The 12152-nt window shown below is 36.5% G+C and carries 13 protein-coding genes; 9 read left to right on the top strand and 4 right to left on the bottom strand.

All coding sequences use genetic code 11. The annotated features are described in order from the left end of the window. The first annotated feature begins 13 nt into the window (after positions 1-13). Positions 14-574, top strand: a complete 561-nt coding sequence (locus tag B5D25_RS01155; protein ID WP_159444044.1) for a DUF308 domain-containing protein — start codon at positions 14-16, stop codon at positions 572-574. 103 nt (positions 575-677) lie between these two features. Here the strand turns inward: B5D25_RS01155 and B5D25_RS01150 are convergent, their stop codons facing one another. Further along, on the bottom strand, positions 678-1760 hold the full coding sequence (locus B5D25_RS01150) for a hypothetical protein (protein WP_078785907.1): 1083 nt from the start codon (positions 1758-1760) through the stop codon (positions 678-680). Between the two features lie 284 nt (positions 1761-2044). On the opposite strand from B5D25_RS01150, the gene ispF reads away from it, so the two are divergent. Further along, a complete protein-coding gene (gene ispF / locus B5D25_RS01145) occupies positions 2045-2512 on the top strand; it encodes a 2-C-methyl-D-erythritol 2,4-cyclodiphosphate synthase (protein ID WP_078785906.1) in 468 nt (155 codons plus the stop codon). Between the two features lie 182 nt (positions 2513-2694). Beyond that, positions 2695-3243: a DUF6106 family protein gene (locus B5D25_RS01140; RefSeq protein WP_078785905.1), complete on the top strand. Its 549-nt coding sequence runs from the start codon at positions 2695-2697 to the stop codon at positions 3241-3243. A 138-nt stretch (positions 3244-3381) separates the two neighbouring features. Here B5D25_RS01140 and B5D25_RS01135 read toward each other — a convergent pair whose 3' ends face one another. Beyond that, on the bottom strand, positions 3382-3615 hold the full coding sequence (locus tag B5D25_RS01135) for a hypothetical protein (protein WP_078785904.1): 234 nt from the start codon (positions 3613-3615) through the stop codon (positions 3382-3384). 199 nt (positions 3616-3814) lie between these two features. Here B5D25_RS01135 and B5D25_RS01130 point away from each other — a divergent pair, with 199 nt between their 5' ends. Continuing rightward, positions 3815-4495: an epoxyqueuosine reductase QueH gene (locus tag B5D25_RS01130; RefSeq protein ID WP_078785903.1), complete on the top strand. Its 681-nt coding sequence runs from the start codon at positions 3815-3817 to the stop codon at positions 4493-4495. Here B5D25_RS01130 and hslO read toward each other — a convergent pair. Both hslO and B5D25_RS01120 read right to left on the bottom strand, forming a co-directional pair. Next, a complete protein-coding gene (gene hslO / locus B5D25_RS01125) occupies positions 4453-5346 on the bottom strand; it encodes an Hsp33 family molecular chaperone HslO (RefSeq protein WP_078785902.1) in 894 nt (297 codons plus the stop codon). The two genes, B5D25_RS01130 and hslO, sit on opposite strands and share 43 nt — an antisense overlap. Before the next feature lie 23 nt (positions 5347-5369). Next, a complete protein-coding gene (locus B5D25_RS01120; protein WP_078785901.1) occupies positions 5370-6143 on the bottom strand; it encodes a class I SAM-dependent DNA methyltransferase in 774 nt (257 codons plus the stop codon). Between the two features lie 249 nt (positions 6144-6392). Between B5D25_RS01120 and B5D25_RS01115 the strand changes: the two genes are divergently transcribed. From B5D25_RS01115 to B5D25_RS01095, 5 genes are all read left to right on the top strand, one after another. Next, complete coding sequence (locus tag B5D25_RS01115) at positions 6393-7052, top strand: response regulator transcription factor (RefSeq protein ID WP_078785900.1); 660 nt, start codon at positions 6393-6395, stop codon at positions 7050-7052. A 2-nt stretch (positions 7053-7054) separates the two neighbouring features. After that, positions 7055-8392, top strand: a complete 1338-nt coding sequence (locus tag B5D25_RS01110) for a HAMP domain-containing sensor histidine kinase (protein ID WP_078785899.1) — start codon at positions 7055-7057, stop codon at positions 8390-8392. A 55-nt stretch (positions 8393-8447) separates the two neighbouring features. After that, positions 8448-9302, top strand: coding sequence for a gluzincin family metallopeptidase (locus B5D25_RS01105; protein ID WP_078785898.1), 855 nt, complete (start codon positions 8448-8450; stop codon positions 9300-9302). Further along, entirely contained in the window at positions 9295-10038 is a 744-nt protein-coding gene (locus B5D25_RS01100) for a hypothetical protein (protein ID WP_078785897.1), read from the top strand. The genes B5D25_RS01105 and B5D25_RS01100 overlap by 8 nt, the downstream gene beginning before the upstream one ends. A gap of 193 nt (positions 10039-10231) precedes the next feature. Continuing rightward, positions 10232-12139, top strand: a complete 1908-nt coding sequence (locus B5D25_RS01095) for a GGDEF domain-containing protein (RefSeq protein ID WP_078785896.1) — start codon at positions 10232-10234, stop codon at positions 12137-12139. The last annotated feature ends 13 nt before the right edge of the window (positions 12140-12152 follow it).

The following is a 12152-nucleotide window of genomic DNA, read 5'->3' as shown; positions in this document are numbered from 1 at the left end:
GCGGAGGGATAAAATGAAAAACTTTTTTAGATTTATGACAGAAGATTCTAAAAGTATGGTTGTTCCGGTTTTGATGATCATTTTAGGTATCATTTTTATAATAAACCCGGGAGCTATTCTTTCAACGGTAGTTAAAGTCATTGGTATCCTGCTTATTATAGCCGGCGTGATAACTGTAATATCGAAATTTGATAAGATGACACCTAATGTTGTAGTCATTGCCGCTTTGTTCGGAATACTCGGAATTGTCTTTCTTGTATTTTCAGGAAAGATTGCTAGTGGTTTTATAAAGGTATTCGGACTTATCATTCTTGTTAACTCATGTGCGAAGTTATGGGAAGCTTACAAACTTCAGAAGAAGTTTGAAGGAAATAAAGCCGGCTGGAAAGTTTTCATGTGTATAGATGGTATCACAGCATTGTTTGGAATAATTCTTCTTTTTGTTCCACACAGTATTGCAACTATAATCGGTATATTCCTTGTTGTGATCGGAGTTGTAAACCTTGCAAATGCATTCCTTGTATTTAACAACGGATATGTTGTTTACGGTAAAGATGTTGTAATGAAGAAATAGTTTTAAATGATATAGAGATAATCAATCGATATATATTTATAACAACAAAAAAACTGCTTATGAATTTTATTTCATAAGCAGTTTTTTGTTGCCGTATATCTAGTTATTGAATCGGAGTATTGTTACTGTTATTTCCGGCATTATCGTATTTATCTTTAAGATCATTCATGCCTTCTGTTCCAAAAGTTTCAAGAGGCTGTGAAAGAATCTGTTCAAGATGTTCAGCTTCTTCTCTTTCTGCCTGTTTCTTCTTCTGCCACCACTTGAAGAGTATGAATACGAGGATTATAACAGCGAGTGCAACGATAAGAACTATCATAACACCATACCATGGGCTCTTACTTGTTATATCCTTTCCGGCTCTATCAAGTCCGTCACCGAATCTTACTGCAAGATTACCATTATCCCAGAGAGAATAGATTTTACCGATAATTACATCTAAAGCTTTATCATCGATAGTATCTCCTATATTACGTCCACCACCAAACCAGCAATCATCAACATCAGCTACATATACGATAAGAAGATTTCCTTGTTCTTTAAAGAGCTTATCATAAAGTTCAACGACATAAGCATCCATATCAGGTTCGGCTTTTTCTATGATATAGAGGTGTGGATAAACACCGGTTTTATCATAGAAGCTCTTGAAACCGTCAATAAGTCGGCCTTCATTGCTGTGGTCTATGAACTTTTCAGAACCTTCACTCATATCCGTGTAATATCCATGACTGGTATCAACTTTACCTTCGTATTTAGGTTTATTAAGATAAAGACTTTGAGATGATGTATTATGTCCATTATAATTATAATCATCCGGATTCTTCTTTGAAAGACTGGAGAAGATGATCATCATAATGACAATTATGATGATAGTAGTGAAACATCCTGTTCCACCGCCACCTATAGGGGCTCCTCCGTAGGATGCACCGCCTCGTCTGTAATATCCCAGGCCACTTCCGTAGCCATAACCATAATCTCTTCTATAACTACCGGATGGTCGATGACCTGAATAGGAAGATGAACTGCTTCCGGAACCTGCACGTCGGTAGCTTCCGAATGAGCCGGAACTTAAGTGGGATTTCATGCTGCCTCCGAAAGACCTGCTTGAAGATCGTGAACCGCCTCCCATAGAACGTCCTCCGCCACTGAAGCTACGGCCGCCACCGCCGCCTGCTGATCTAGCCATAAACCTAACCTCCTTAATATTTATATTTAAACAGAACAGGATAAATCCTGTTCCTTCATAATTTTACAATGAATTACCCAAATAGTAAAGAAGATATAATAAGTAAATTGAAAATCACAGCGCGTAAATATAAAATTACAGTACTGCATTTCGGGAAAATATTTACGATGTTTAATTTGCATGTTTGATGGGATTTTTATATAATAAGTAATTGGAAGATAAATTCTCTGAAAAGCGGATATTCATTAGAGAATTTAAAGAATAAATTACAGATGGAGAACATTATGAGAATAGGAATGGGATATGATGTTCACAAGCTTGTCGAAGGCAGACCTCTTATACTGGGAGGCGTAAATATTCCTTACGACAAGGGACTTCTTGGACATTCGGATGCAGACTGTCTTACACATGCCATAATGGATGCGCTTCTCGGCGCTGCGGCTATGGGAGACATAGGAAAGCATTTTCCTGATACTGATGAAAGATATAAAGGTGCCGATAGCATCGAGCTTCTTAAGGTTGTAAAAACTTTGCTTGATGAAAAGGGATATAAGTTTGGAAATATCGATGCGACTATCATAGCGCAGAGACCAAAGATGGCTTCATTTATCCCTGAGATGAGAAAGATCATTGCTGATACACTTATGATAAGTGTGGATGATATCAATATTAAGGCGACAACAGAAGAGGGGCTTGGTTTTACGGGAGAAGGCCTTGGAATTTCCTGTCAGGCAATCTGTTTATTAAATTAGATAATCAGAATATACGAAATTAGTCGATCAGAATATACGAAATTAAATGATCTGAGTATACGAAATTAGACGATCAGAATATACGAAATTAAATGATCTGAGTATACGAAATCAGCTGATCTGAATATACAGGAAATGATGAAAAAAGCAGTAAGATTACTGCATATATGTAGGAGATAAAAATGGATAGATATAATGAGAGACTGGTATACGGAAAACCGGAACCGGCAACAAAGTTTAAACTGTTTATAGCGGTTTTATTTATTATTGGATCATTCGTTCTTATGATGAAGATCTCAATGCTGTTTTTTATTTTATTTGTATTAGGTGGATTATTCTTCATTAAGACACTTGAATGGATGAATCTTGAATATGAATATACTCTTGTAAATGGTGATATTCAGATTGCTAAGATCGCATCTGCGAAGAAGAGAAAAGAACTTATGCATATCGATGTTGAGGATATCAAGAATCTCGACAGCATTTTTTCTGATAAAGTTAAAAATGACCTCTCAAGACGTGAGAAGGTTGATGTTTATGATTTTACAGAGCAGGTTGAAGGTGAAGAATATTATGCGGTTTATGTAAAAACTACAGGTAACGACCTTCTTCTTGTACTTGATCTTGATGAAAATTGTCTTGAACATATGAAGATATTCCTTAAGTCAAAATTCAGTGTGAAGAATATAAAGAAGACTAAGAAGGAAGATGAAACGGGAGCAGAAGCGTAAAGAATATATAAGATATAGAATATAATATATTTGATATATGATATGCTTGGTGTGACAGGATTACAAAAGAATAAAATACGACGAAGATAAGTAAAAACCGGACAGATATCTGTCCGGTTTAAATGCTTATATATCATATTATGTCTCTAGTTTGTACATCTTAAGACCTTTAAATAATTTGGTATACATACTTTTCTCGTCTTTGTAGAGATATGTACCACGAGGACCATCTCTTATGATATATGCATACTTATTCTTCTGTACATTCATGTATAAAACTTCTTCAACGTTTAACTCTTTGGCTTTGACCTTAGCGGTATAAACGTTTACCGGTTCCATTTTGTACTTTTTAATAGCCTGTTCAACCGTCATAAGCAAAATCTCCCACAAATTATATAACCCGATTATAACCCTATTTATATCGTCTAAGTTCAGTATATTGTATATTATCAACAAAGTCAACTGTTAAAAAATGACCCAAATGTTCAAAATTGTACTATAGAAATTGTTTGAAGGATTTGTTTTCTTTGTGATATTATACAATAAATAAAGGTGGTTTGAAAGGAAAAACATGAATTATTACCAAAATTTTCAAGAGCAAATAGATAATATAAAAAAGACTCAGGAAGATATTAAAAAGCCTACATTGCTTCTTCATGCCTGCTGTGCACCATGCAGTTCTCATGTATTGTCAGTTGTGTGCGAATTTTTTGATGTTACGGTTTATTTCAGCAACCCTAATATTGATGATAAGGAAGAATATCATAAACGCCTGGATGAACTGAAAAGATTTGTTACCGAATGTGATTTTGCAGCAGGAACAAAGGTAGTGGACGGTGGTTTCGGTCCTGAAGAGTTTTTCGAAATGGCCAGGGGAAGAGAGAATCTTCCTGAAGGAAATGAAAGATGTTATGACTGCTATAAACTCCGTATGGAAAAGACGGCTAAGTATGCAAAGGAGAATGGATTCGATTATTTCTCCACAACTCTTTCAATAAGCCCTTACAAGAAATCATCATGGATAAATGAGATAGGTATGGAACTTGAAAGAGAAATGGAAGGCAGTGGACCTATCTTTCTTTTCAGTGACTTTAAAAAGAAAGATGGTTACAGACATTCTATAAAGCTTTCGGAAGAGTATTCCCTTTATAGACAAGATTACTGCGGATGTATATTCTCAAAGATGGAAAGAGAAAGAAAAACTGCCGGTCAAGCCAGCAGTTCTTTAAGTTCTTCGATGGAAAATTTATAATCTGTATTGCAGAATTCGCAATGCATATTGATTGGTTCACCATCATTTATCATATTTTCGATTTCTTTACGTCCTACACTTATAAGAGCTTTTGTGACACGCTCTCTGCTACAGTTGCATTTATATTCTGTAGGCATCTTGTCTTCGACATGAACATCATCTCCGAGGATGCTTCGCATCATATCAGTAAGAATTTCATCTTCGGATTTTGATCTGTCATGAAATGCACTGCTGAGGAAAGATGTAACTGATTTGAAACCTGCAAGTCCGTCTTCAATCTTTTTGATTGTTTCTTCGCTTGCAAATGGCATAAGCTGGATAATGAATCCACCGGCTTTATCAACTGTGTTGTCATGATTCATAAGAACACCTAAACCAACAGAAGTAGGAATCTGTTCACTTGTTGCAAAATAATAAGTAAGGTCTTCGGCAATCTCACTTGTAACAAGTGGAACCTGTCCAACATATGGATCTTTAAGTCCGATATCTTTGATGACATAGAGTATACCATCTCCGATAGCATCACCAACATTCAGGTGACCTTCAAGATTAGGTGGAAGATCGACAATGGGTTCATAGACAATACCTTTAACGTTTGCATGAGAATCAGAGGTAACGGTGAGACCTTTTGCAGGTCCGTTTCCGGTGATCCTAAGTGTAATGATATCGGAATCATTTTTTGACATTGAGCCCATCATGGCGCCTGCTGTAAGAAGTCGGCCGAGAGCGGCTGTACAGATTGGGCTTGTATTATGTATCTGTCTTGCTTTTTCAGCAATATCTGTTGTATAGGCGGCAAAAAATCTTACCTCATTTCCGAGGGCCATGCCTTTAATTATACAGTCTGACATTATAAATCTCCTTATTGTAATATCTAAACATTTTTTCCTTTTTCACGAGCGATAATATAGATTCTTTCGGAATCCTCATCCGGTGCATTTGATGTAAAAGCATTAAATGCAGTGATGAATTCCAGACCGGAAGCAGCAATAGCTTCTTTGATCTCATCAAGAGTGTAAGCTTTTTGAAGGTGGAGCTCGCTGTATTTTTTATAAATATCATCAGATTCACTTTCTTTATCCTTAACAAAAAGGGAAAGGGCTAATTCATTTATATTTGTGTCTTCATCAAAGTAATTATCCCAGATAAAGCTTATATCATCTCTATCCTCGGCGATAGTATTATCTGCAACAACATCTCTGTAGTAGTGAAGAGTATTGAAATCAAAGATGAATAAACCGCCCGGATCAAGATAATTATTTACAAGTCGCATGATAGTGACCAGATCATCTTTATCGGTTATATAATTTATGGAATCACACAGGCTGATAACAGCGCGGACAGTACCGTAAAGTTCAAACTCCCTCATATCCTGACACAGGTAAAGAGAAGAGCTTTTATTTGCTGCTCCCTTTTGCATGGCGATGTCCAGCATTTCCGGAGAATTATCTATACCTATCATGTCATAGCCATATTCGGCAAGACGTTCGGTGATGTTACCGGTGCCGCAGCCAAGCTCAGCGATGATACCCTCTTTGATATCGTAGTCATCCAGCAGCTTTTTAAGATATGATGTCCATTCATCGTATGGAATATTGTCCATAAGATTGTCATATACAAGAGCAAATTTTGAGTACGTTGTATCCATTTATTCCTCCTGAAAAGTGATTCATAAGCTGAATAAGTATAGCATAATAAAATAGTACATTTCAACTTAAGCTGTTTTTCCGGAGAAGATTTATTATCTATATGTTTTCATATATAATTGAAATATAGAGCGTGTAAATTTATTGACATGGTTTTTCATGAGGATTTAATATAATTTGTGATTAGAATGCTTTTTGAGTTAACCGTGAATAGTAACATTAGAAAATTTTTGAGAATAGAAGGATAGAATATGAATCAGATTCTTGTTGTAGAGGATAATGAAGATTATCAAGAGCTTTTGGTTAATTTTCTTTCAAATGCCGGTTTTGCAGTTACAACTGCAAATGATGGACTGGAAGCTTTTGACAGTATGCAGGAAAGGGAGTTCGACCTTATAATCCTTGATATAATGCTTCCTAAAATAGATGGATTTACACTTTGTGAACTAATCAGAAAAAAAACGGATGTTCCTATCATTATGCTGACGGCTAAGTTCAGTGAAGAAGATCAGCTGAAGGGATACAGTCTGAAGGTGGATGAATACATTTCCAAGACCACATCCATGCCACTTATTGTGAGTAAGGTTGAGGCTGTCCTTAGGAGAAGTGGAAAGGATATGGGAGCAGAGAAACTTTCTCATAAAGATATAGTTCTGGATGTAAGTATGCATACTGTTAAGGTAAATGGGAAAGATACGGAGTTTACTCTGAAGGAATTCGATATACTTTTTGAACTGATGAAAGCAGGCGGCGGAGTTGTAACCAGAAAGTCACTTCTTTCAAAGCTTTGGGATTACGAATATTATGAGGATACAAGGATAGTTGATACTCATATAAAGAATATAAGAAAGAAGCTGGGAGAGAGTGACTGCATTGATACTGTTAGAGGAATAGGATATAAGCTGAGTTAAATATGAAGAATATGACCATAAAAACATTTATAACATTTATGTTCTTATCTCTACTCATTATGGGAACTGTCTATCTGACACTGTTTTTAGTTACACCATATTCCAGTGTGAAGAAGAATCGTGAATATATAGAGACAGAGTCTCAGACACTAGCTGATAAATGTATGAATCTCTCAAAGGCTGAAGCGGAAAGACTTATACATGGATTTGCCAGCAGGACAGGGACATATACAGAACTTCTGGAAGCTGAGAACTATCTTGAGCGGGAGGATTCCATGATAGAGGAAGCATATCCACTTCACTTCAGTGATCAGCAGCAGGAGTATATGCTATGTATTACAAGGAGCGACGACAGAGCTCAGTCCTTCCGGCAAAATATTATAAAAAGCATTCCTACAGTGCTGATAATAGCGCTGATTCTTTCCATTATAGGTTCCCGTATTTTCTCATACAATATGAAGAAGCCAATAGTCCGAATGAGCAGGATAGCTGAGAGGATGGCGGAGCAGGATTTTGACTGGTATTGTCCTGATGAAAGAGATGATGAGATAGGTCGACTGGCAAAGAGTCTTAATAAGCTTTCGGACGAACTGAGTGCCGCTCTCGAAAAGCTCAGTGATAAGAATCTATATCTGAAAAATGAGATAACTCTTGAAAAAGAGCGTGAAAGAAGAAGGATGCTGTTTTTCTCAGGAGTATCCCATGAACTAAAGACGCCAATCTCAGTTGTTATCGGGCAGATAGAAGGCATGCGTTCTGGTATAGGAGTTTATAAGGATAGAGACAAGTATCTTGAAAAATGCAGTAATACGCTGAATGAGCTTGTAAGCTTCATAAATGAGATTCTTCTTGTGTCCCATATAGATATGGGAGATATGGATTCTCAGGAGATAGTGAAGATAGACAGCATACTGGATGAAGAGATTGCATTTTATGATGGACTTATCACGGAGAAGAATATTGAGCTGGAATATGAAGTGCCGGATAATGTGGGCTTTAGAGGTAATGAACAGCTTCTAAAAAAGGCACTGGGAAATATACTTGGAAATGCTTTTAAGTATACTCCGGAAGGTGGTAAGGTTTCCGTTCGGCTTGAAAGTCAGAAGGAAGCTGAGAATAAATCGGGCAAAGTAAACCTGACGATTACCAATTCTCCAGCTCATATAGATGAACAGCATTTGCTTCATCTTTTTGAAGCATTTTATAGGGCAGACACCAGTAATAAGGACGGCAGTGGGCTGGGACTTTATATAACTGGAATGGTTCTGGAAATGTTCGGAGCGGAGTATAAGATTGAGAATACAGAGGATGGAGTAAAGTTTAAGGTGGAGCAGATATAATCTTCACGAAAACTCCACATTTCCCACAGACACACCACTAATTGAAGCAGATGAAATGAAACGGGAGAGAGAAAATGATGATGGTACTGTTTGCTGGAAAGCTGACTATGTAACGGGGAATCTGGTATCAGGCTCATATAATTCTGATAAAGTATCTTATTCGAAAGAGGATGTTTACTTTAAATATAGCTCTAAATATGCAGATACAGTTAAGAGTAATGACCTTGATGCAGCCATATGTGATGTATTTGAATACTGTGATAAACATATAGGTGAGATTAATAAATACTCAGATGGAATAGAAGTGCCTGATATAAAGATTATTCAAACTAGTGCTGAAAATGGTGGTGGATATGCCCGAAATGGGGTCGTGGCGATGTCTGAAGATTTCATGTCGCCAAGTACTCTTAAGGATAGTAAAGCCGGAACCAATATGAATGAAACTTTCATGCATGAGATTATTCATCTATACTGGGGAGATCTTGGACTGAAATTTGAAGATGATGGCTTATGGTCAGCGGAAGGTCTTACGGTATTTACTACATATAGAATAGTTAAAGAAAAATACGGTGAACTATATGCAGAGAAGTATTATGTGGATAAATGGAAGCAGGATGTTAAGCATCTGAATAATAACTTCTACTACAGACATCCGGAGTATTTAGATAAGCTCCCGGATAGTTATAGAGCTGATATAGAAACAAGTGTATCTTCTCTAAAAAAATACAGTCTTATGCCACTTATGCTTCTTAAAGCAGAGGAAAGGCTTGGCGGAGAAAAAGAGATGGACAAGGTGCTGCAAGAATTATATTCAAAAAACATAGAGTATCAGGAGTTAGAAACTGGCTGTACAATGCAGGATTTTCTGGATATAGCCGGACTTACAGAGGAGGATTTGGAGATTGAGTAAGATATTTAAATATGATCTTAAGATCATTCTGCTAAAACCATATGTATTTGCTATGTTAATAGTTGAACTTATATATTCTTATCTCATTCTATCAAGTGAGATAATACTTGGAATATCTGACACAGCTCCCTTCTCAGGCTGGAGCTTCGGAGCATTCCTTGGAAAAACTACTATGGTTTCACTTCTTGTAAGTTTCTTTATTCTTTCAAATCTTTATTCAAAGAGACAGAAGAAGGTCAGTGTACTGGCTGATGTAACAGGCTTCTCTATTCGGAAAAGAATGCTGATAAGAAATGTTATAATCGGCGGCTTCTTTCTACTAAGTAACCTTCTGATCTTTGTGGAAGGCTGTATATTTCTTTATGCTATCTTTGGAAAAATATATATAGGAACTTATATAGTTGAGTGGCTGCTAATAACCATTCCATGTCTTTTTATCATGCTGGGGGTTGGTAATCTTATTGGAAGGATAAGTCCTGCGCTCGTATATATATTTATGGCTGTTATTATAGTAATGGCAGTTATTCTAAGAGGCTTTGGAATAGATATAAATGGAGCAAATTACTTTGAGGTTGTTTCAGCTGCCCTTGAATCACTTAAGGGAGGTGAGACTCCATTTACCATAACCCCACAGTATTTGTGTACAAGACTCATGTACATGATATTCGGCATAGTAGCACTTATAGCTGTTTCTATGAGAGTAGGAGAAAAGAGCAGGATATCTTTTGAAAAGTAATTCATTTATGTAGTAGAACGTTGATTTAGAAATGGATTAAAAAACGGCAAATGGAGTAGAAGTTTAATATTGGATATGCTATAAAAGGTATGAAAAATCCACAGCTATCTGCTTTATTTTATTGTAATTTATTCGAAAATGATTTATTATATTATTATCAGTATCGTAGTTCACGATTCTAGTGAGGTGGGTTATGAAGAAGAGGATAGCGGTATTTACAAACGGATGGAATGATGAATACCTTGATTTCGTTTTGCAAGGTATCTATAACTGCGCTTCTGAACATAACATCGATGTCTTTGTATTTCTTGAATATACTTCTTATGACAAAAATCAGGATATCATATCAGGTGAATTAAATATTTTAAATCTGCCCCAGTTAAATGATTTTGATGGGGTTCTTTTGCTTGGAAATACACTTAATACTGCGGGAGAAAATGAGATTCTCAGAAAGAAGATTCTTGAAACCGGAATTCCTGCAGTAAGTCTCGAGTACGAGATGGACGGAATTGATTCGATACGTACTGAGAATATAAATGGAATGAAAGAACTCGTTGAACATATGATAACAGTTCATGGAGTTAAAGATATATATTGGGTTGGTGGCCCGGCAGATAATACCGAAAATCAGGAAAGATATAAGACTGTAGTTGATACGATGGCTGAGCATGGTATAACAGTTGATCCGGAAAAGGTAATTGACGGAAGATGGAGTTATGCTATCGTCCAGGATCTTATGAAAGACTTTCTTAAAAGTAAAAAACCTTTACCTGATGCATTTATTTGTGCAAATGATGTTATGGCTATGGGTGTATGTCTTGCTCTTGAAAGAGAAGGACTTCGTGTTCCGGAAGACGTCAGAGTAACAGGATTTGATAATCTTGTAAGCGGAAGCTTTTTCTCACCGATCATTGCTTCGGTAGACAGAGGATGGAATGAGCACAGTTATCAGTGTGCAGAATATCTTTTCGGTCTCATGGAAGGCAAGGAGAGAAAAGGTGATAAGGTATATAATTCCAAATTTGATCCGGGTGAAAGTTGCGGATGTCCTATGACAGAAGTTGATAAAAAACTTCAAAGGGAAGCCTGCAGAAGAACATATAGTATTCCTATCGAAAGAACAATATATGATTGGCATCTTATAGCTATAGATGAAGCAGTTGCCAATGTTGAAACAGTCGATGATATTCATGAGGCGCTTGTTCGTCTTTTCGAGGTTGATCATCAATATGAAGGTGATGAATTCTGTATTTGTATGGATCAGTCATTTATCAATTCAATGGATGGTAATGCTCCTCTCAGAAGAGTGGGATACAGTAAAACAATGGATATAATCTATGGCATGAAAGATGGCAAATCCATGCCGAGAGATACCATAAATACTACAGATATGGTTCCTTATTATAATCCGAATTCTGATAAAGCAATGATATATCTGCTTGTTCCGCTTCATAATAATGGTGATAATATCGGATATCTTGTTATTAAGAACAATTATAAGATAATCAGAGATTTCTATCTTAATTCAATGGTAAGGCATATTTCTGCAGCCATGGAAAAAGCACGTCAGAATGTTAAGCTTGAAAATCTTAACAGAGTACTGGCTGAGATTTCAATGAGAGATGAACTTACAGATCTCTATAACAGAATGGGTTACGAAAAGATAGCTATTCCTTATCTGGAATCACTTCGTCATAAGAATAGCCGCTCTGTTATAATGGTTGCCGATATAAACAGAATGAAAGTGATCAATGATAAATATGGTCATCTTCAGGGAGACCTTTCAATCAAGATTGTTGCAAAGGCTATTAAATCAGTTTTCCAAGGAGAATGGAAAGCGGTCAGATACGGTGGAGATGAATTCGTTATCATTGGTGAATATGGGGTTGATGATAACATAGAGGCACTTAAGGAGGATCTTATAGAAGCGGTAAGAAGCCAGGCTGAAGAGATGATGCTTCCTTTTAAATTAAGTATAAGTGTCGGATATGTTGAAGTTAGTCCGGATAATAATACAAGTATTGAAGAATATTTCAGAATGGCGGACGAAGCTATGTATGAAATGAAAAAAGAAGCGCATAAAAATGACGGGCAGAGTTAATAATGAATTAATT

Source organism: Eubacterium ruminantium (assembly GCF_900167085.1).
Lineage (GTDB): Bacteria > Bacillota > Clostridia > Lachnospirales > Lachnospiraceae > Eubacterium_Q > Eubacterium_Q ruminantium.
Note: the sequence above shows the minus strand (reverse complement) of the source record. Positions and strands in the feature narration are given on the sequence as shown.